We start from the raw sequence: 19,052 nt of genomic DNA on the forward strand, positions 1-19,052 counted from the left end.
GATCCGCCCAACGGCGGGATCGAGGTGCGGGAGCAGCACTGGGACGCGACCCGGTTGCGCGACCGCGATGAGCGGTTGCTCGTGACGAAACGGTTCTGGCGGGCCGTCGTCAGGCACATCCCCAGTGGCAGGTTCGTCGCGCTCAGCGAGATGGCCCGCGTCAGGAGCAACCCGGATGCGTTCCTGGAGCAGTGGGACACACTGGTGGTCCCGAGCACCGGGGCACCGGCTCGGCATGCTGGTGAAGGCCGCCAACCTCATCCAGGTGCGGGAGGCGGCACCGGACGCGACCGCGCTGCTGACGTGGAACGCGGAGGAGAACCGCCACATGCTGAGCGTCAACGAGGCCCTCGGGTTCCGCCCTGTGCTGGTCGAGGCCGCGTTCCAGCGGAAGGTCGGTGGCGGCCAGTAGCCTGACGCCATGGTGGGAATCCGGAGGGCGAGGGCGTCGCGGCGCCGCGCGCGGCGGGTCGCCGCGTCGGGGAGCGACCTGACCGTCGCCGAGTGGGAACGGATCCTCGACGCGTGGCGGGAGTGCGCCTACTGCGGGGCCGACGGCGTCGCCCTCCAGAAGGACTGCGTGCTTCCCATCTCCCGCGGCGGCCGCTACACCATCGACAACGTGGTGCCCGCCTGCCGCTCGTGCAACGCGAGCAAGTGCAACACGGAGGTGACGTCGTGGATGCGCCGCCACCGGCTGGACGAGGCGCGCTTCCTTGAGCGTTGGGTCGCGACGCTGCCCAACCTCCGCGCGGACGGTCCTCTCCGGTGAGCCGGTGGCGCGGGGAGCACGTGCTGGCGACGGAGCGCCCGGCCTGTCATGTGGCCGCCTGATGGCGGCCCCGATCCGGCGTGACGACATCGGCGCCTGGGCCGCGGCCAACGGCAGCGTCACAGCCACTCCCAATAGGCTCATCCCATGGACGACTACCTCGACGTGAACCGGGCCAACTGGGATGCACGGGCCGACGTGCACGTCGGCCCGGCGGCTACGACGTCGGGGCGGTGGCCGACCCGTCGTGGATCTCCGGCGTCGTGGCGTTCGACCGGCCCCGACTCGGCGACCTGACGGGCCTGGACGCCGTGCACCTGCAGTGCCACCTGGGCACCGACACGATCAGCCTCGCGCGGCTGGGTGCCACGATGACGGGGCTGGACCTGTCGCCCAGGTCGATCGCATGGGCCAGGGAGATCGCCGATCGCGCCGGCGTCGGGATCGACTACGTCGTCTCGGATGTCTACGGCGCCGTCGGCGCCCTGGGGCTGGCCGCTTCGACCTCGTCTACACCGGGATCGGGGCGCTGTGCTGGCTGCCCGACATCCGGCGGTGGGCCGCCACCGTCTCCGGGCTGCTGCGGCCGGGAGGCCGGCTGTTCGTGCGGGACGGGCACCCGGTGCTGAACTCGCTGCTGCCCGTGACGGTGGGTGAGGCGCAGCCCGACGCGGATCAGCAGCCATGGTTGACGGGCCCGGGGAGCTCACCCCTGCGCTCGAGCTGCCGTACTGGGAGCGCCCCGAGCCGCTCGTGTGGCGCGACGAGGTGAGCTACGCGGGCGAGGCACAGTGGCGTCCCCGGAATCGATCGAATGGAACCACTCGCTGTCTGAGATCGTGATGGCGGTCCTCGACGCGGGGCTGCGGCTGGAGCTGCTGGTCGAGCACGACAGCGTGCCCTGGGACGCGCTTCCCGGGCTGATGGAGCCCGACGGGCTCGGCGAGTACCGGCTGCGGTCGCGGCCGGAACGGCTCCCCGCCTCCTTCACTCTGGTCGCGACGCGCCCCTGAAGGCCGGAGCGTCAGTCGCCCTCGGCGTGCTTGCCGCGGCGCACCACCAGCGGGTCGGGCGCGAACACCACCGACGCATCCTTGCCCTCGTAGTCGAACTGGTGCAGGAACGCGCGCATCGCGTTGATCCGGGCACGCTTCTTGTCGTTCGACTTCACGGTCGTCCACGGCGCGAAGTTCTTGTCGGTGCGCACCAGCATCTGCTCCTTGGCGTGGGTGTACGCCTCCCACCGGTCGAGGCTCTCCAGATCCATGGGGGAGAGCTTCCACTGCCGCACCGGGTCGAGCTGCCGCAACGCGAACCGGGTGCGCTGCTCGTCCTGGGTGACCGAGAACCAGATCTTGGTGAGGCTGATGCCCGACTCGACAAGCATCCGTTCGAACTGCGGAGCCTGCGTCATGAACGTCTCGTACTCGTCGTCCGTGCAGAAACCCATCACCTTCTCCACCCCGGCCCGGTTGTACCAGGAGCGGTCGAACAGCACCATCTCGCCCGAGGTGGGAGGTGCTGCACGTAGCGCTGGAAGTACCACTGTCCCCGTTCGCGCGTGTTCGGTGCGGCGAGCGCAACCACCCTTGCGGCGCGGGGTTCAGGTGCTCGGTGAAGCGCTTGATGGTGCTGCCCTTACCCGCCGCGTCCCTGCCCTCGAACACGATGACGTGCTTGGCGCCGGTGTCCTGCGACCAGTACTGGAATTTCAGCAACTCCACCTGCAGGAGGTACTTCTCCCGCTCGTAGATGGCGCGGTCCAGCAGCGCACCGTACGGGTAACCGTCCTGCCACGTCTCGATGGCGGAGCCGTCGGGGCGATCAGCTCGGGGTCCACCCCTCGGCGCCCTCGACGCGGTAGCCCTGGCGCTTCAGCAGGTCGATGTACTCGCGCAGCGGCATGTTCTGGGTCATGGCTCCATGCATAGCGCCTCACGGATGCCGGTGAGGCAACGACGCGCTCATGCGGACGTTTGTGAGTGTCCGCCCACCACCCTGGTGCCCGCCCTCAGCAGCTGATGCCCGCCGGCTTCGCGGCCACCTCACCGGTGTTGCGGCAGAGCCCGATCCCCTTCTCGGTGAGGCCTGACTTCATCGCGCGGATCGCGGACTCGTTGAACCCGTTCCACTGCATGTGCATCAGGACCGTGTCGCCACCCTTGGCGTTGCCCACGACATACGAGATCAGCTGCGAGGTGGACTTGCCGCGCCAGTCGTTCGTGTCGACGGTCCAGGTCCAGATCCGCATCCCGACGGCATCGTAGGCGCGGCGGACGGTGGAGTTGTACGCGCCGTAGGGCGGGCGCCCGTAGGTTGTCACAACGCCGGGCGACCCGAGCTGGCGCACCACCGAGGAGTAACTGAGCGTGGTCAGGTCGGGGTGGCTGATGGAGTGGTTGAACACGTAGTGCCCGAGCGAACGGGCGTACGCGGCGTCGAAGCGGCCCGCGGAGAGGCAGTCGCCGGTGGGGAACAGCGCGAGACGCACGCCCATGTCGGTGGCGGCCTTCACGGTCGTCTTGAAGGCGCTCAGCGACTTCGGGCAGTCATCGAAGGTGAGGATGACCCGGTTCGACGTGTTGGGGCCGTGGGTAACCGAGTAGGTGCCCGACGGCGGAGGGTGGGAACCGGATCCTTCGGCGGCCGGTACGTGTAGAGCGACTCGAGGTCGGTGCGGATCTGCCCGAAGTGCACGATGTTGTTGAAGACGTAGTTGCCGCGGCCGGTCGAGTCGATGTAGGAGCGGCAGCCGTTGCGTCCCGTGCGGGTGTCTCGCACTCGGTGTACCACTTCCGGCCGTTGACCGTGTGGTGCCCGGGCGTGGCCAGCGGGTTCCCGACCCACAGGCTGCGGGGGCCGGCAGGTACGTCAGGTTGTTGAACACCCAGACCCCGCCCGACCTGATCTCCGTGCGGCAGCGCGCCGTCTGCGAGTACGGCTCGCACCAGGTGCGCCACTGGCGCCCGTTGACGGTGTGCTCGCCCGGCGTTGTGTAGACGTCGAAGTCGGCCCGGGCCTGTGGAGCGGTGATACCCATGGTGACAACCATGGCCAGCGCCGCGAACACGGCCCCGATGATGCGTTGTGGTCGCATGTCGAACTCCTCTTCCCCCTGCTCAAACAGAGCTTCTCCAACCGACTGTAGCCATGTGCGCCCCGCCTGGGCGGGGCGCGCCGGAATCACTGTGCGGTTCCTCCGTGCCACACGGGCGCGGGCCGCACGGCAAAAGGAGAGGGCCGACGCGCGGCAGCGCGTCGGCCCTCTCCACCATGGCTGTATCAGCCGGGAATCACGTCACCCGAGGGCCACTCAGACTTGATGAAGTCCTTGACGTCCTGCGAGTGCAGCAGCTCGTCGAGCTTCTGGATCGCGGTGCTACCGTCGTCCTCGGTGCGCCACACCAGCACGTTGGCGTAGGGGTTGCCCTCCACTGCCTCGATCGCGATGGCGTCCTCGGCCTTCAGACCCGCGGTGAGGATGAAGTTGCCGTTGATCAGCGCGCCGGCGACCTTGGGGTCGTCGAGCAGCTGGACAACGACCTCGGGCTGCGTCTCCTCGAAGGTGAGGCCCTTCGGGTTCTGCGCGTCGGTCAGCGTCAGGACGGTGGTGTCCTCGGTGACGTCGGCCAGCAGGCCGTTCTCCTCGAGGAGCTTCAGCCCGCGGTACTGGTTGGACGGGTCGTTGGTGATGGCGATCTGGCCGCCGTCCGGGATCTGGTCGGCCGAGTCGAACTGGTCCGAGAACAGGGCGAAGGGCTCAATGTGGATGCCCTCGCCGTGCGAGAACTCGAAGCCCTTCTCCGCGATCTGGTTCTCCAGGTACGGCAGGTGCTGGAAGTAGTTCGCGTCGAGGTCACCCGAGGCCAGCGCCTCGTTGGGGAGCACGTAGTCGTCGAACTCGGTGATCTGGATGTCCAGTCCCGCGTCCGCGGCGAGGTTGTCGCGCACGAACTCGAGGATCTTGGCGTGGGGAGCGGGCTGGCGCCGACCTTGAGGGTCGTCACGGCGGCCGCGGACTCCGAGCCGGTGGGGCTGGTGGTGCTGCCGGGTGTCGCTTCGCCGCCGCAGGCGGTCAGGGACATGGCGGCTGCCAACGAGGCAGCGACTGCGGTCAGGATCTTTCGCATGAGGGTTCCTCCCTTGCTCTGGGCCAACAACAAGTTGGCCGCCTTTGTGGCCTTGATGGCCGTCCCGCCGGGCGGGAAATCTGTGGGATCAGCGGTGGTCGACTGCCTTCGAGACGCGGTCGCCCACCCACTGGATGAGCTGCACCAGCACCACGAGCAGCACGACGGTCATCACCATGACATCGATCTGGTAGCGCTGGAAGCCGTAGTTGTAGGCCAGCCGGCCGAGGCCACCTCCGCCGATCAGGCCTGCCATGGCCGAGTATCCGACGATGGTCACAACGGTGGTGGTCAACGACGCGACGAGCGAGGGCAGCGACTCGGGAAGCAGCACCTTGACCACCGTCTGCAGCTTCGTCGACCCCATCGCGTGGGCGGCGTCGAGCTTGCCGGAGTGCACCTCGCGCAGGGACGTCTCCACCAGCCGTGCGAAGAACGGGATGGCCGCGATGGCCAGCGACACGGAGGCGGCGATCGGGCCGATCTTGGTACCGACGAGGAAGGCGGTGAACGGCATCAGGGCGATCATCAGGATCGCGTACGGGAACGACCTGGTGATGTTGACGATGACGGTCGACAACACGATGCTCAGGGGTCGGTTCTCGCTCATGCCGCCCGGTCTGGTGATGTAGAGCAGCACGCCGAGAGGGAGCCCGAGGATGAGGGTGGCGAGCGAGGAGAGGCCGACCATCTGGAGGGTTTCCACCAGAGCCGGGAGCATCGCCTTCTGGATGGCGGGTTGGCGAACCAGGTGCCTTCGAGGGGATCACGCGGCGTCACCCCCGTAGCCGAGGTCGGAGGTGAGCTGGGCATCGGCCCCGAGCGCGCGCAGTTCGTCGATGACCCGCTGTGGATCGGTCCCCTCCGGAACCGCCAGCCGCAGGTGGGAGAAGGTGGTGCCCGCGAGGTGTTCTACGCTTCCCGCGAGGATCGCGATTTCGGCGCCCACCCGGTTGGAGACGTGCGCCACCACGGGCTGCAGGGTCCGCGGGCCTGACGACAGCACGTCGACGAGGGTGCCGACGCCGTGCAGGTCGGCGTGCGGCGGGATGCCGAGGAGCGCCTGGCTCAGGCGTCCGTCGAGGCGGTTGACGACGTCGGTGAGCGCGCCCGACTCGACGATCCGGCCGCCCTCGAGGAGCGAGACCGAGTCGCAGATTCGCTTCACGACGTGCATCTCGTGCGTGATGACGAGCACCGCGAGCTCGGAGCGGCCGCGCAGCGACACGATGAGGTCGAGGATCTCGTCGGTGGTGCGGGGGTCGAGGGCCGAGGTGGGCTCATCGAACAGGAGTACGTCCGGGTCGGTGGCGAGCGCGCGGGCGATGCCCACGCGCTGGCGCATGCCTCCGGAGAGCTGTGCGGGGTAGGCGTTGGCGGCGTCGGTCAGCCCGACGAGCCCGAGCAGTTCGGCGACCTTCGCGTTGCGGTGCGTCGCGGCTGCCTTGACGATCTCGAGTGGGTAGCCGACGTTCTGGGCGATGGTGCGCGAGTCGAAGAGGTTGGCCTGCTGGAACACGAGCCCGATCCGGCGCCGTGCCGTTCGGAGCGCATCTGAGCGGGCGGCGGTGAGGTCGACCCCGTTGATCTCGACGGTTCCCGACGTGGGCGGTCGAGCATCGTGAGGCAGCGCACCAGGGTCGACTTGCCCGCCCCGGAATGCCCGATGATGCCGTGGATGGAGCCGGCCGGGACGCTCAGCGACACACCGTCGAGCGCGCGCACCGTGCGTGTCCCCTGTGTGTAGACCTTCGTGAGGTCGGTGACCGTGATCATGACCACTCCTGTCCTCTCGGAGAGCATTCAATCAGGCGGTGGCCCCTACCACGAACTCCGACCTTGCCTGTCCATCCTTCGTTCACCACCCGCGAAACGGGGAATATCCGTGCCTCGGGCCCGGCTGTGCCCCGCCCGACCCGGGCGGCGCCGTCGGCAGGTACAGGGGCGGGGCGGCCGGCGATGGCCCGCGGAGGGGTGAGGGCGCCCGGTGGCGCTTCCTCCCCTTCGCGCACGGGCGACCCGATGCTCCTGAGGTCCGCACCTCCGCGATGGAGGGGTGCGCGACGTGGGGGTCGCTCAGACGAGTCGCGGGTCGATGAGTTCGAGGGCCCTGCGGGCCGCGGCGTGCGGATCCTCCGGTCGCGCGGTGACCACCCCGTAGACCATGTGGATGATCGTCACGAGGTCGTCAGGCGTCCAGCGCGGATCGGCGAGCCCGGCGCCCTGGGCGAGGGCGAGGGGCTCGGCGAGGAGCCGTTGCAGGCGGCCGCCGGAGATGCGTCGGGGAAGGTCGTCCTCGTCGAAGACCATCTCCACCAGCGCTGTCGTCTCGACCACCGAACTGATCAGGCGCCGCCACAGCTTCGGAAAGCCCTCCGGGCGGCGGACGTTCGCGGCGATCTCCTCGATCTCGGCGAGGTTCTCGGCGAACACCGCCAGCGCGAGGTCGAGCCGCGTCGAGAAGTGCCGGTAGAGGGCACCCTGGCCGACCCCGGCGTCGTGCGCGATGGCGGTGAGGGAGACCCGGTAACCGTCCCGCATGAACAGTCTGCGTGCCGACGCGATGAGGGCCGCGCGCGTCCGCGAACCGGACGGTGGCGGAGCGTGTCGGGTCGACGAAGCCGAATGCATGGGCACACAGTAGCGGGACCCGCGCCGCGGAATGGGCGATGGAGCAAGAGTCACAGGAAGCGATCCGCGGCCGGCCTTGTCGTCGCGGTCAGCCTTTTGAGAACCGCAGCACCTCGTCGGCCACCTCGCGGAAGATCCCTCGGCGAGGACGGCCCCGATGCGACGCACCCGATCCGGGTCGATCCGGATGATCCGGTTGACGCGCGCCTCGCTGGGGCGCCGCTGGGAGTCCCAGCCGCCGACGCCGATGTCGATCCAGAAACGCCCGGCCCGGGCCTCCTGTTCGGCGTCCCGGTCGTGGTCCTGCGACGTCACCTGCAGGCCGAGCAGCCACGGCCCGTCGCGGCCGATCAGCAGCACTGGGCGGTCCTTCCCCTTTGAGTGGTCCTCCTCGAAGGGCACCCAGGTCCAGACGACCTCTCCGGGTCCGCCCGGCGGTCGTTGTGGGGCTGGTAGACGATCTCGGGGCGGCCGCGGAAGTCGCCGGGTAGCCGTCGGGGACCGCGCCGGGTTCGGGCCGGCGGGCTGTTCGGTGAAGGTGGCGCCCGGCCTCGCTTTCGGCCCGCCGGAGGGCCTCGCCTTCCGTGGCGCGGTGCGCGTCGAGCGCTCCAGCGCGCGGGTCGCCACCTGGCGGAGGACCCGGAGGGCGCCGTCGAGGAAGGGTTGCGTGCGGCCATGGTCGCGAGTCTAGCCAGCCCCACGCCCTGTCGAGCGGACGAGCAACCTGGCCGTAAACCGTACGTGCCCGATCCCGCGCGGCTAGTGTTTCGTGTCAGAGGTTCGTTGATGATAGGTGGCGCGCCGCTGGATGCATCGCAAGGCCGACGATCGAAGTCGCACCTTGCCGTTCGTCGAGAGAGGAGAACGCCGCGAGGCGCCAGCGGAGGGCCGCATAGCGCAGCGAATATCTGACACGGGACACTAGTATGTGACCATGCTGAAGCGCCCGGCGCGCGGCGCCGCGACAGCCCTCTGGGGCTGTTGATGGCCTACCCGGTCACCTGGTACGGACCGGGTACCTGGGCGGTCGCGCTCGTCGTGGCGTGCTGGGCCGTCTACTACGCCGTCCGGCCGATCACGTGGCGCACGGCGGCCGTGCAGTTGGCATCGGTCTGGGTGGGACTCACCCCGGTGGTGGCGGCGGCCGACGGGGTCGCTCCCGATTCGACGACCTGGTCGGCGTTCGGGGCGGCGTCTCCTACGGCACCTGGTACTTCGTCTTCTGGATGGCGCCGGTCGCCCTGATGGCCTGGTTCTTCGCCGACTGGCGCGCGCGCAGCGAGCCGATGGAGTCGCGCGGCGTGTGAGCCGGGCCGTTCACTGGAAGCGGGGAGGCGCCCGTAGAAGATGCGCGACGGCCTGCGGTAGGCGTCGTCCCTGGGGAGCGCACCTCCGCCCATGCGGCGAAGTACCTGGACATCGGCGGCAGGAAGGCCAGTACCGCCGTCACGAGGGCGAGGCCGACCCCGATGAACGCCCAGTCGGAGGTGACGGCCGCGAACCCACCCATCAGGAGCAGGCCCACGAGACCGGCCCAGCGGGACCATCGCCATCCGTTCCAAGCCTGGAACCCCGCGACGCCGACGGCGCCGGCGGCCAGCACCGAGGCGGCGGCCAGCACCCCCTCGAGCGTCAGCGACAGCCACTTACCCGGATCGGGAGCGACCCAGGCGATCAGCCGCGCAGATGTCGGGTACGTCCCCGGGTGGGCGGCCAGCCACCAGTGGAGGGCGTAGACGGCGATGACGACCGCGACCGCGAGGTAGGACGCCGCCGCCGAGATCCATGCCGCCACGGGCCGCGGCGGCTCACCGGTGCGGGGGCTGAGCGTGGTTCCCTTCACCAGCTCGCCCAACGGCGGCAGAGTCTCGATCTGCTTCGGGTCGGTCACCCGGCAAGCCTACGACACGGCGTCAATCGGGGGCCGGCTTCCTTCGCCGCCCGGGCCGACCTCCACGTGCCGTAGGATCTGTGGCCCCCACAGCTACCTGAGGAATCCCCGTGCTGCGTTCCCGTCTGGCCCCACTGGTCGTCCTTCCCGCCCTGCTGCTCACCGGTTGCTCTTTCAGCTTCTCGGTCGGGGCGGGGAATCCGCCTCGCCCACCCCGGTGACCGTTGACACCCCGCACCCAGCCCGGAGGCGAGCGCACCCAGCCCGGAGGCGAGCGCACCCAGCCCGGAGGCGAGCGCACCCAGCCCGGAGGCGAGCGCACCCAGCCCGGAAACGAGCGCCCCCGGTGCCACGGCGGAGGCCACCCCGGAGTCGATCGCCGAGGCGACTGAGGACAGGCTCGAGGAGATGGTCGGGAGTCGACCCTTCGTCGACTGTGGGAGCGACCCGGTCGTGGTGGAGGTGAACGGCACCCACCTCTGCACGCTGATGGCCGAGGGGGACGACGCCAGGTACGACGTGACCGTCACCTTCACCGCGCTCGCTGAGGACGGCTCGTTCGACTTCGACTTCCAGGTCGCCGACGAACCCCGCTGACCCACCCGCGGATGGCGTGGGCGAGGGTCAGGCTCCGGCCCTGGCGAGGCCGGCCGCCGCGTCGTGGGCGTGGTGGGCCAGTTCGTGGAGGAGGTAGAGGCCAAGGGTGCGGGCGGTGAACTCGACGCCGTCGCCGCGCCTGCCGCGGAGTTCCCACTCCCGCCCTCCGGCCGGCCGAACGCTGCGGCGGCCAACGCGGCGCGCCGCAGCAGGAGGGCGGACGTGTCCGTGGCCGACGCCTCCCGGTACCGCTTCTCGACCGCGGCCGCCTCGCCGTCCCAGGAGTCGAACTCGGCCAGCCCTCCCGCCTCGAGGATGGCCTCGAGCCGCAGCGTCATCACCCCGCACACGTCGGCCAGGTGCTGCCCGTACTCGACGGGCGACCAGGTTGACGGGGCGGGACGGCGGTCGGCCCGGGCCGGGCGAGCGTCGTGGCCGTGTCGGCCGCAAGAGACGCGATGGCCCGGGGAACCCCGCGCTGGGGTAGGAGTCGGGATCGAAGCCGCACTCGGCGCACGCTGTCCGCATGGTCCAGGTCCAGTCCTTGTCGTCCGGGTCGCTGCCCCGTGAGCCGTCTCGGTCATGCGGCGAGCCTAACGCGGCGGGGCGCGGACGGGGTGCGCCGGCTACCGCAGGTCGGCCGTGGCGGCGTCGACCGGGCGCACGTCGGGGCGGAGCGCCCGCAGCACCGGTTGTCTCATCAGCCCATTGGGCGAGACCGTCAGGTAGCGCACCTGCACGCAGATGATCGGCTCCACCCAGCGGGTGCGGCGCAGTTCGGGGCCCTGCTCAGGCAGCGGCTCGAACGGTGGCTCGTCCTGTTCGATGCCGCGCAGCACAGTGAGCAGCATGTCGCGCTCCCGGTGGCTGAGGCCCGAGCCCACGCGGCCGAGCGGGTACAGCACCGGAGCGGTGTCGAACGTCGTCTCGTCCGTGGCGTGACCCACCCATACGGACCCGAGGTGCCGGTCGTTCCCGGATTCGGGCACCCAGCCACCGATCACCGCGACCATCTCGGTGCGGTGCGGGGTCTTGATCCAGTCGAGGCTGCGGGCCCCGGCTCATAGGGTGAGCCGAGCCGTTTGCTCATCACGCCCTCGAGGCCGCTCTCGTGGGCGATGCGGGAGATCGTCTCCGCGTCGTCGTAGGTCTCGGACACCTGCCAGGAGCGCCGCGGCAGGTCGAGCTGCTCGAGGACATGGCGACGCGCCTCCAGCGGTTGCCGGGCGATGTCCCGGCCGTCGAAGCGCAGCACATCGAACGCCATGAAGGTGGCGGGGCGCTCCGTGGAGAGCCGCGAGGCGCGCTCCGGGTCGCGGACGTGGATCCGCGGCGCGATGGCCTGCAGCGTCGGGACGCCGAGGGCGGGGTCGATGGCGATGATCTCGCCGTCGAGCAGCAGCCCGTCGGGCAGGCCGGTGGCTCCCGCGACGATATCGGGATAGGCGGCGGAGATGTCGCCACCGCTGCGGTTGAAGAGGCGCAGGGCACCGTCGGCGGTCTCTGCCAGCGCGCGCACCCCGTCCCACTTGATTTCGTGGAGCCATCCGACCCGGCCGGGGAACGCCCGGGGTCGGGTGGGTGTGGCGAGCATCGGTCGCATGCATCACATTGTGCACGGTCGCCCAACCTTCGGGACCCGTCCCGCACGCCGGTGTCAGGCCACGTGGCTCAGGCGCATGTGATCGACGTTGGCGGCAATCCGGCGCGAAACCGTTGACGTTGAACCCGGCACCGCCTACTCTCGAAAAATAGTTAAGCAGCTTCCCTAAGTTACTCAGGAGTGAAGATGTCCGCAGCGACGCGACCTGCCCACCTGGCACGGGTGTTCGGGCAACTTCGATCCGGTCCGGTGAAGGCACGGCATCTCGTGGACGTCACGGGCCTGTCCCGCCCGACGGTGATGGCGCTTCTCGCGACCCTGGAGGAGGGCGGCCTCGTGCGCTCCCAGGACCAGGAGACCTCGAGGCCGGGACGCCCGCGAGCACGTGGTCGATCGCCCCCGGCGCGGGCATCGTGATCGCAGTCGACCTGCTCATGGAGACGGCGCTCGTCTCGGTCGCCCGGGTCGACGGCAGGATCATCGCCTCCGAGTTCGTGAGCGGCATCTCGCTCGAATCCGCACCCCGGCTCGCCTCACTGATCGGGCTCGTGGAGAAGCACGCCGACGCCCATCCCGGTTTCGGCCCGCTCCGCGCCCTCTCGATCTCCACCACAGGCACCGTCGACGACTCCGGGACGATCATGAGCACCACCTCGGTGCCGGCCTGGAACGGCTTTGCGCTGGGGCGTCGGCTCGAGGAACGCTTCGGGCTGCCGGTGCGCGTCGAGAACGACATCAACGCGGCCGCGTTCGGTGAGTTCGCGCTCCGGGTGGGTGAGAAACAGTTGGACGACGGCGACGACCTCCTCCTGGTGGCGCTCAGCAGGAGCGTGCTCACCGGCCTGGTGATGGGCGGCCGGATCCACCGGGGCCGCGGGTTCAACGCCGGTGAGGTCGGCCTGATCGTAGCCGAGGGCCCCGGGCCGGTGGAGGGGCAGCTCGAGCACGCGGCGGAGATCATCGGCTCTGCCGCCGCGGTCCTCGATCCGTCTGTGATCGTCATCGCCGTTCCGATGGCGCAACTGCCCGATGCCATCGGAGAGATCAACTCCCACCTGCGCGAATCGAGGGCCGCCGCCTCGACCCCACTCAGCTTCGAGGGGCACGACTGAGGCAGGGCGGCGCCGTCATCGGCGCGCTCTCCCTCGGCCTGAAGGACGCCACCGAGGAACTCCTCGGCAGTTCCGTCAAGGCCACCATCACGCCGACCGCCCTGCACCTGGTGCAGGAGGCAATCACGAAAGGTATGCACTTCCCAGTGACTCCACAGATCAGCACCCCCGCCAGCGCGCTCAAGGTCGGCGTGGTCGGTGTCGGTGCCCGTTCCCGGCTCGCGCTCAACTTTGAGCGCCCCGAGCTGGGCGGCACCATCACCGCCGCCTATGAGCCCCACCCCGACGCGGCGGCGCGCGTGCTCAGTCGCCTCGGCCGCGCCGACATCGCGTTGACCGGCTCCGTCACCGAACTGGCCGCCTCAGGCATCGACGTGGCCATCGTCACCTCGCCCGACGACACCCACGCCGACATCGCCTGCGAGCTGCTCGAGGCGGGCATCCCCGTCTACCTCGAGAAGCCGCTCGCGATCCACCTCGACGATGCGACCCGCATCCTCACCACCGCCCATGCAACCGGCACCAAGTTGTATCTCGGCCACAACATGCGCCACATGGACGTCGTCCGGGGCATGCGTCGCATCATCCGTGAGGGCCTGATCGGCGAGGTGAAGGCCATCTGGTGTCGCCACTTCGTCGGCCATGGTGGCGACTACTACTTCAAGGACTGGCACGCCACCCGCGAGCACGGCAACGGGCTGCTACTGCAGAAGGCCGCGCACGACCTCGACGTGATGCACTGGCTCGCCGACTCCCACACCTCCCGGGTGACGGCCATGGGTGGGCTCACCGTCTACGACAAGGTCACCGACCGCCGCGACCGCAGCAACGAGCTGATGGGGCAGTGGTTCAACCCGACCGAGAACTGGCCGCCGCTCAGTCAGAAGGGACTCAACCCCGTCATCGATGTCGAGGACGTCTCGATGATGCTGATGCAGATGGAGTCGGGCGTCTATGCGTCCTACGAACAGTGTCACTACTCGCCCGACTACTGGCGCAACTACACCGTCATCGGCACCGAGGGCCGCATCGAGAACTTCGGCGACGGTGAGGGCGGCGTCATCCGGCTGTGGAACAAGCGCGGCGACTACGACCCCAGGGCGACGCCCAGTTCCCCATCGTCGGTGACGGGGTCGGCCACGACGACGCCGATGTGCTGACCGTGAGCGAGTTCGTCCGGTTCGTGCGTGACGGTGCGCCCACCGACACCTCCCCCTCGGCGCCTGGTACGCGGTCGCGGCCGCGATCCAGGCCACCGAGTCCCTGCGAGACGGCTCGACCCCGCGCGACATCCCCACCCTCCCCTCCGACCTCATCGACTACTTCAACAACAACCAGAACAAGTGACCCCCACACTGAAGGAGACCCCCATGAAGCGACGAAGCTGATCCCCGAGACGCTCCAGTGGGGCAACTACGTGGCGGTGTTCCAGAAGCTGCCGTTCCTGCAGCAGTTCGGCACGTCGATCCTGATCACCGTGGCACGGACGCTGGGGCAGCTCGCGTTCTGCGCCCTCGCGGGATACGCGTTCGCCCGGATGCAGTTCCGGGGCCGCAACGTGCTCTTCGGCATGCTGCTGGCCATCCTGATGATCCCGGGCCAGGCCTACCTGATCCCGCAGTACCAGATCATCAAGAACCTCGGCCTGCTCGAGTCGGCGGCCGGCATCGTCCTGCCGGGTTCTCGGCCTTCGGGACGTTCCTGATGCGACAGGCGTTCATGTCGATGCCGCGGGAGCTCGAGGAGGCGGCGCGCCTCGACGGCTGCAACCCGTGGCAGACGTTCTGGAGGGTGATGCTCCCGCTCGCGAAGCCCAGCCTGTTTGCGGTGGCGATCGTCACGGTGCTGTGGAGCTGGAACGACCTGCTGTGGCCGCTGATCGTCACCACACGGGAGGAGAACATGCCGATCAGCGTCGGCATCGCCACCCTCGCGGGCCAGTACTCCAGCGACTACGCCGTCATGATGGCCGCCTCCGCGATGGCGATGGCCCCGATCTTCGTCCTGTTCTTCTCGATGCAGAAGCGGGTGATCGAGGGCTCGCGACCTCCGGCCTGAAGGGCTGACCTCGCCGGAAAGGTTGAGCCCGGTCCCTCAAGGGGGCCGGGCTCCACCCAGCTGTGTCGATGGTTGCTCAGGCGAGCTTGCGCAGCGCCAGTTCGGCGAGCAGCCGGGCGCCGTCGCCGACGACGGCGTCGTCGAAGCGCGCGTAGGCCGAGTGGTTGAACGGCGCCGTGTCAGGGTCGAGATCGGGCTCACAGGCCGACAGCCCGATGAAGCAGCCGGGCGCCAGTTCGAGCAACCGGGAGAAGTCCTCGGCACCGGCTAGCGGGTGGCTCCAGCGCGCGTGACGGTCCTCTCCGAACAGGTCGGCCACGACCCCGGCGACGACGTCCGCCTCGGCGTCGTCGTTGATGGTGACCGGGTACTGCTCGAGCAGGGAGAACTCACCGCTCACGCCGTGTGCCGCGGCGATGCCCTCGACGACCCGCGGGATGGTCTCGAGCAGCCGGTCGCGGGCGGCGTGCGAGAAGGTGCGCAGCGTCGCCTCGAGGCGCCCCTCCTCCGGATGACGTTGGCGATGGTGCCCGCCTGCAGCAGGCCGACGGTGACGACCACCGGGTCCTGGACGTCGAAGCGGCGCGTCACCATCGTCTGCAGCGCGGTGGTGATCTCGGCGAGCGCCGGCACCGGGTCGGCGGCGCGTTGAGGTGTCGAACCGTGGCCACCGCGCCCGACGACCCGCACCTTCGCGACGTCGGAGCTTGCCATCACGGTGCCCGGCTTCGTCGAGAAGGTGCCGTGCGGGTCGAGCGCCGACCAGACGTGGATGGCGTAGACCCAGTCGGGGCGGAGCCCGCTGCGTCCATCACGCCCTCCTCGAGCATGTACTTCGCGCCGTCGACGCCCTCCTCGCCGGGCTGGAACATGAAGATGACATCGCCGGCCAGTTCGTCCGCACGGGAGCAGAGTTCGTGTGCCGCCCCGACCAGCATCGACATGTGGAGGTCGTGCCCGCAGGCGTGCATGTTGCCGTTGGTGGAGGCGTAGTCGAGGCCGGTGAGCTCCTCGACAGGCAGCGCGTCCATGTCCTCGCGCAACAGCACCACGGGCCGCTTGCCCTCCGTCGGACGACCGCCCCGCAGCACGCCCACGACCGACGAGACCTTTGTGCCGAGGCTGATCTCGAGTGGGAGGCCCTCGAGCGCCGCGAGGATGCGGGCCCGGGTCTGCGGAAGCTGAAGGCCGACCTCCGGGATCTGGTGGAGTTCGCGGCGGAGGGCGACGAGATCGATGCTCATGGTCCTTGTCTACCGCATCCGGGCCGTGGCCCGGCCGGTGGGCCGCGACTCGGCCCGCCATCTGGTCACCGGTGAGAGCCCGACGGCGTCAGGCCACGAACCCCGGTTCGGGAGGCTCAGCCCCCTCCCGGCGCGCCGATCGCCCGATCCGCCCCATGACGGTGCCCCGTGCCATGACCGCCGGGTTTGGTGCGTCCGCCACACTGGAACCATGGCTGAACACGACCGACGTCTCGCGGGCCTGCTCGACAGCTACGCCGAGGGCCCGACCGCAGAACCCGAGGAGATCCTCCGCAGGCTCAGGGACGACTATTCCCGGTTCCGCCTCGAGTATTCCTGTGGGATGGACGAGGTGGCGACCAAGATCAACATCCTGCGCAAGGAGTTTGACGAGACACACCGGTACAAGCCGATCGAGCACGTCAAGACACGCCTGAAGTCGATGGAGTCGCTCCTCGAGAAGGCCAGCCGGCTCGGGTGCGGCTCCGACCTCGAGGCCGTGCGGCGGCAGATCCGCGACGTGGCGGGCATCCGGGTCGTGTGCGCCTTCAGGGACGACACCTACGCCGTCGCCGACATGCTGGTCAAACAGCCCGACGTCACGCTGCTGGAGAAGAAGGACTACATCGCCAACCCGAAGCCGAACGGGTACCAGAGCCTCCACCTCATAGTCGAGGTGCCGGTGTTCCTCTCCGACGGCGCCATTCAGGTACCCGTGGAGGTGCAGATCCGCACCATTGCCATGGATTTCTGGGCCAGCATCGAGCATCAGATCCACTACAAGTACGAGGGGCAGGTCCCGACGTATCTGCGCGACAACCTCAAGGAGGTCGCAGACGTGGCCACCTCACTCGATGAGCAGATGGGTGACCTGCGCGCGGAGGTCCGCTCGCTGGAGCGGTAACCGCCTTTCGCTGCGCCCCGTCACCTGCTAATCTGATATCACTTAGCTATCAGATTATCAGGAGGCATGATGAGCCAGATCCCAGTCGCTCCCGACGAATCGTCGGTGGGTGGGGAGGCGGCCGGCCGGCCGGTCGGCCATGAGGGAACCCGCGTCAGCATCGAGGAGCGCAAGGCGTGGTCCATGTCGGGGCGCTCGCGTTCCTGATCGCGCTGGTGCTGCTTGCGCTGGGTGGGTGGGCGATCGTGGCGGCCGCGGTCCAGGACTCGGCGGGCGAGCAGGTGAGCGGGTGGCTTGTCGCGCTCGGCATCGTCGCCGTCCTGCTCGCGACCCTCGTCGGCTCGTCGCTGACGGTGGTCTCGCCCGGCGACACCAAGGTCACCCAGTTCTTCGGACGCTACCTCGGCACCATCCGCAAGCAGGGGCTCCTCATGACGGTGCCGCTGACCACCAAGAAGAACGTCTCCGTCAAGGTCCGCAACTTCGAGACCAACGAGCTGAAGGTCAACGACGCCGACGGCAACCCATCAACATCGCGGCCATCGTGGTGTGGCAGGTGGCCGACACCGCAAAGTCCGTGTTCTCGGTCGAGCAGTACGAGGACTTCGTCACCGTGCAGGCCGAGTCGGCGCTGCGCCACGTCGCGTCGTCGCACCCCTACGACTTCGCCGACCCGGGCGAGGAGAGCCTGCGCGGCTCGACCGATCTCGTCTCCGGTGAGCTCGCCCAGGAGGTCGCCGCCCGGATCGCGATCGCCGGGCTGGAGGTCGTGGAGACGCGCATCTCGTCGCTCGCCTATGCGCCCGAGATCGCCCAGGCGATGCTGCAGCGGCAGCAGGCCTCGGCCGTCCTGTCGGCCCGCAGCAAGATCGTCGAGGGAGCCGTCGGCATGGTCGAACAGGCCCTCGAGCGGCTCGAGCGCGACGACATCGTCTCCCTGGACGATGAGCGCAAGGCCGCGATGGTGTCAAACCTGCTCGTGGTGCTCTGCTCCGACTCGCGCTCGACCCCCGTGATCAACACCGGGACCCTCTACGGCTGATGTCCGACAACGAGGAGAAGGCGGTGCAGGGCGACGGGCGCAAGGAGCGCAAGTCGATCCTGCTCCGCCTCGACCCCGCCGTCCACGAGGCCCTCGCCAAGTGGGCGGCCGATGACCTGCGCAGCCTCAACGCCCACATCGAGGTGCTGCTGCGCGACGCGCTCAAGGGGCAGGCCGCCCGGTGAAGGCACAACCGATCCGGCGTCCCGGCCGCCCGAGGCGCGAGGTGGACGCCGAGGGTTCCTGAGGGCGGCGGTGCCTAAGCTCTGGGCATGTCAGCACCCTCAGCCGCCGTTGACCGGCTACGGAGTTTCGGCGGCACCGTGTTCGCCGAGATGACCGACCTTGCGATGATGCACGGGGCCGTCAACCTGGGCCAGGGATTCCCGACTGGGACGGCCCGGCAGCCATGCTCGAGATCGCCCGCGAGCAGATCCTGGCGGGCAACAACCAGTACCCGCCCGCCCGCGGGCTGCCCGATCTCCGCCGCGCGATCTGCGAGGACCGCGTCCGCAACTTCGACATCGAGTACGACCCCGCCTCCGAGGCCCTCGTCACCGCGGGGGCGACCGAGGCGATCGCCGCGACCATGCTCGGCCTGGTGGAACCGGGCAGCGAGGTCATCCTGATCGAGCCGTACTACGACTCCTATGCCGCCGCCGTCGCACTCGCCGGGGCGACCCGGGTCTCCGTGCCGCTGGTCGCCGACGGGGTGGGTTTCCGGCTCGACCTGGACGCCCTGCGGGCCGCCGTCACCGACTCGACGGCGATGATCGTGGTCAACTCGCCACACAACCCCACCGGAACGATCCTCACGCACGCCGAACTGACGGCCATCGCCGAGTTGGCCGTCGAACGCGACCTGCTGGTCCTTTCCGACGAGGTATACGAGCGCCTGACCTTCGACCTCCCGCACGTGCCCATCGCGTCGCTGCCCGGCATGGGATCGCGCACCATCACCGTCAGCTCGGCGGGCAAGTCGTTCAACGTCACGGGCTGGAAGATCGGCTGGGCCCTCGCCAGCGAACCGCTGTTGGAGGGGTGCTCGCCGCGAAACAGTTCCTGACG

At 69.3% G+C, this 19,052-nt stretch carries 24 protein-coding genes and 4 pseudogenes; 13 read left to right on the forward strand and 15 right to left on the reverse strand.

From position 1 onward, the window contains the following. Window positions 1-241 precede the first annotated feature (241 nt). From G7085_RS15345 to G7085_RS15360, 4 genes are all read left to right on the forward strand, one after another. Window positions 242-412, forward strand: coding sequence for a hypothetical protein (locus G7085_RS15345; RefSeq protein WP_197511639.1), 171 nt, complete (start codon window positions 242-244; stop codon window positions 410-412). A gap of 9 nt (window positions 413-421) precedes the next feature. Continuing rightward, window positions 422-772, forward strand: coding sequence for an HNH endonuclease (locus tag G7085_RS15350; RefSeq protein ID WP_197511640.1), 351 nt, complete (start codon window positions 422-424; stop codon window positions 770-772). A 233-nt stretch (window positions 773-1,005) separates the two neighbouring features. Beyond that, on the forward strand, window positions 1,006-1,401 hold the full coding sequence (locus G7085_RS15355; RefSeq protein WP_197511641.1) for a class I SAM-dependent methyltransferase: 396 nt from the start codon (window positions 1,006-1,008) through the stop codon (window positions 1,399-1,401). Between the two features lie 213 nt (window positions 1,402-1,614). Then, window positions 1,615-1,785 (forward strand): hypothetical protein, encoded by a 171-nt coding sequence (locus tag G7085_RS15360; RefSeq protein WP_197511642.1) that lies wholly within the window; start codon window positions 1,615-1,617, stop codon window positions 1,783-1,785. Window positions 1,786-1,796: 11 nt separating this feature from the next. On the opposite strand, the pseudogene ppk2 reads toward G7085_RS15360, so the two are convergent. The 7 genes and pseudogenes from ppk2 to G7085_RS26765 all read right to left on the reverse strand — a co-directional run bounded on the left by ppk2 (window position 1,797) and on the right by G7085_RS26765 (window position 8,160). Next, a pseudogene (gene ppk2 / locus G7085_RS15365) lies at window positions 1,797-2,701 on the reverse strand (polyphosphate kinase 2). An 82-nt stretch (window positions 2,702-2,783) separates the two neighbouring features. Next, on the reverse strand, window positions 2,784-3,842 hold the full coding sequence (locus tag G7085_RS15370; RefSeq protein WP_197511643.1) for a polysaccharide deacetylase family protein: 1,059 nt from the start codon (window positions 3,840-3,842) through the stop codon (window positions 2,784-2,786). Between the two features lie 212 nt (window positions 3,843-4,054). Beyond that, a complete protein-coding gene (locus tag G7085_RS15375; protein WP_331715714.1) occupies window positions 4,055-4,723 on the reverse strand; it encodes a MetQ/NlpA family ABC transporter substrate-binding protein in 669 nt (222 codons plus the stop codon). A gap of 267 nt (window positions 4,724-4,990) precedes the next feature. Next, a complete protein-coding gene (locus G7085_RS15380) occupies window positions 4,991-5,623 on the reverse strand; it encodes a methionine ABC transporter permease (protein ID WP_197511644.1) in 633 nt (210 codons plus the stop codon). 45 nt (window positions 5,624-5,668) lie between these two features. Beyond that, window positions 5,669-6,079: an NIL domain-containing protein gene (locus G7085_RS35190; RefSeq protein WP_408647216.1), complete on the reverse strand. Its 411-nt coding sequence runs from the start codon at window positions 6,077-6,079 to the stop codon at window positions 5,669-5,671. Between the two features lie 48 nt (window positions 6,080-6,127). After that, window positions 6,128-6,705, reverse strand: a pseudogene (locus tag G7085_RS35195) (methionine ABC transporter ATP-binding protein); the annotation flags it as partial. A 273-nt stretch (window positions 6,706-6,978) separates the two neighbouring features. Further along, the gene (locus G7085_RS26765; protein WP_331715715.1) at window positions 6,979-8,160 is read right to left on the reverse strand and encodes a TetR family transcriptional regulator; all 1,182 of its coding nucleotides are present in this window, start codon (window positions 8,158-8,160) and stop codon (window positions 6,979-6,981) included. 357 nt (window positions 8,161-8,517) lie between these two features. Here G7085_RS26765 and G7085_RS15395 point away from each other — a divergent pair, with 357 nt between their 5' ends. Then, on the forward strand, window positions 8,518-8,778 hold the full coding sequence (locus G7085_RS15395) for a hypothetical protein (RefSeq protein WP_197511645.1): 261 nt from the start codon (window positions 8,518-8,520) through the stop codon (window positions 8,776-8,778). Here the strand turns inward: G7085_RS15395 and G7085_RS15400 are convergent. Both G7085_RS15400 and G7085_RS15405 read right to left on the reverse strand, forming a co-directional pair. Next, complete coding sequence (locus tag G7085_RS15400) at window positions 8,732-9,424, reverse strand: hypothetical protein (protein ID WP_197511646.1); 693 nt, start codon at window positions 9,422-9,424, stop codon at window positions 8,732-8,734. The genes G7085_RS15395 and G7085_RS15400 overlap by 47 nt on opposite strands. Further along, entirely contained in the window at window positions 9,421-9,897 is a 477-nt protein-coding gene (locus G7085_RS15405; RefSeq protein WP_197511647.1) for a hypothetical protein, read from the reverse strand. The genes G7085_RS15400 and G7085_RS15405 overlap by 4 nt, the downstream gene beginning before the upstream one ends. Here G7085_RS15405 and G7085_RS30740 point away from each other — a divergent pair. Both G7085_RS30740 and G7085_RS15410 read left to right on the forward strand, forming a co-directional pair. After that, entirely contained in the window at window positions 9,887-10,021 is a 135-nt protein-coding gene (locus G7085_RS30740; protein ID WP_269451886.1) for a hypothetical protein, read from the forward strand. The genes G7085_RS15405 and G7085_RS30740 overlap by 11 nt on opposite strands. Window positions 10,022-10,093: 72 nt before the next feature. Continuing rightward, on the forward strand, window positions 10,094-10,591 hold the full coding sequence (locus tag G7085_RS15410; RefSeq protein WP_197511648.1) for a hypothetical protein: 498 nt from the start codon (window positions 10,094-10,096) through the stop codon (window positions 10,589-10,591). Between the two features lie 56 nt (window positions 10,592-10,647). On the opposite strand, the gene G7085_RS15415 is transcribed toward G7085_RS15410, so the two are convergent. Further along, complete coding sequence (locus G7085_RS15415) at window positions 10,648-11,034, reverse strand: ATP dependent DNA ligase (RefSeq protein WP_197511649.1); 387 nt, start codon at window positions 11,032-11,034, stop codon at window positions 10,648-10,650. Continuing rightward, window positions 11,022-11,615 carry an ATP-dependent DNA ligase gene (locus G7085_RS15420; protein ID WP_197511650.1) on the reverse strand — a complete coding sequence of 198 codons (594 nt, stop codon included), beginning with the start codon at window positions 11,613-11,615 and terminating at the stop codon, window positions 11,022-11,024. The genes G7085_RS15415 and G7085_RS15420 overlap by 13 nt, the downstream gene beginning before the upstream one ends. A gap of 195 nt (window positions 11,616-11,810) precedes the next feature. Here G7085_RS15420 and G7085_RS35200 point away from each other — a divergent pair. Together G7085_RS35200 and G7085_RS15430 are read left to right on the forward strand one after the other, a co-directional pair. Beyond that, window positions 11,811-14,083, forward strand: a pseudogene (locus tag G7085_RS35200) (ROK family protein). Window positions 14,084-14,138: 55 nt separating this feature from the next. Further along, window positions 14,139-14,802 (forward strand): annotated as a pseudogene (locus G7085_RS15430) (carbohydrate ABC transporter permease); the annotation flags it as partial. A gap of 68 nt (window positions 14,803-14,870) precedes the next feature. On the opposite strand, the gene G7085_RS26785 reads toward G7085_RS15430, so the two are convergent. Genes G7085_RS26785 through G7085_RS26795 form a run of 3 tightly spaced genes read right to left on the reverse strand, consistent with a single transcriptional unit; the run spans window position 14,871 to window position 16,038 of the window. Beyond that, complete coding sequence (locus G7085_RS26785) at window positions 14,871-15,194, reverse strand: M20/M25/M40 family metallo-hydrolase (protein WP_231979583.1); 324 nt, start codon at window positions 15,192-15,194, stop codon at window positions 14,871-14,873. Further along, window positions 15,191-15,508 (reverse strand): peptidase dimerization domain-containing protein, encoded by a 318-nt coding sequence (locus G7085_RS26790; RefSeq protein WP_231979584.1) that lies wholly within the window; start codon window positions 15,506-15,508, stop codon window positions 15,191-15,193. The genes G7085_RS26785 and G7085_RS26790 overlap by 4 nt, the downstream gene beginning before the upstream one ends. Beyond that, window positions 15,508-16,038, reverse strand: a complete 531-nt coding sequence (locus G7085_RS26795; protein ID WP_231979585.1) for a M20 metallopeptidase family protein — start codon at window positions 16,036-16,038, stop codon at window positions 15,508-15,510. The genes G7085_RS26790 and G7085_RS26795 overlap by 1 nt, the downstream gene beginning before the upstream one ends. Window positions 16,039-16,249: 211 nt before the next feature. Between G7085_RS26795 and G7085_RS15440 the strand changes: the two genes are divergently transcribed. Further along, window positions 16,250-16,942 (forward strand): GTP pyrophosphokinase, encoded by a 693-nt coding sequence (locus tag G7085_RS15440; RefSeq protein WP_197511651.1) that lies wholly within the window; start codon window positions 16,250-16,252, stop codon window positions 16,940-16,942. Window positions 16,943-17,096: 154 nt separating this feature from the next. On the opposite strand, the gene G7085_RS26800 is transcribed toward G7085_RS15440, so the two are convergent. Next, window positions 17,097-17,324: a hypothetical protein gene (locus G7085_RS26800; RefSeq protein ID WP_231979586.1), complete on the reverse strand. Its 228-nt coding sequence runs from the start codon at window positions 17,322-17,324 to the stop codon at window positions 17,097-17,099. A 174-nt stretch (window positions 17,325-17,498) separates the two neighbouring features. On the opposite strand from G7085_RS26800, the gene G7085_RS26805 reads away from it, so the two are divergent. The 3 genes from G7085_RS26805 (at window position 17,499) to G7085_RS35205 (ending at window position 19,050) form a co-directional block, all read left to right on the forward strand. Continuing rightward, entirely contained in the window at window positions 17,499-17,984 is a 486-nt protein-coding gene (locus G7085_RS26805; protein ID WP_331715717.1) for an SPFH domain-containing protein, read from the forward strand. Beyond that, complete coding sequence (locus tag G7085_RS15450; protein WP_231979587.1) at window positions 17,984-18,169, forward strand: toxin-antitoxin system HicB family antitoxin; 186 nt, start codon at window positions 17,984-17,986, stop codon at window positions 18,167-18,169. The genes G7085_RS26805 and G7085_RS15450 overlap by 1 nt, the downstream gene beginning before the upstream one ends. Before the next feature lie 224 nt (window positions 18,170-18,393). Continuing rightward, window positions 18,394-19,050 carry an aminotransferase class I/II-fold pyridoxal phosphate-dependent enzyme gene (locus G7085_RS35205; RefSeq protein WP_269451887.1) on the forward strand — a complete coding sequence of 219 codons (657 nt, stop codon included), beginning with the start codon at window positions 18,394-18,396 and terminating at the stop codon, window positions 19,048-19,050. Window positions 19,051-19,052 lie beyond the last annotated feature (2 nt).

Source organism: Tessaracoccus coleopterorum, assembly GCF_011174705.1.
In the GTDB taxonomy this organism is placed as follows: Bacteria; Actinomycetota; Actinomycetes; order Propionibacteriales; family Propionibacteriaceae; genus Arachnia; species Arachnia coleopterorum.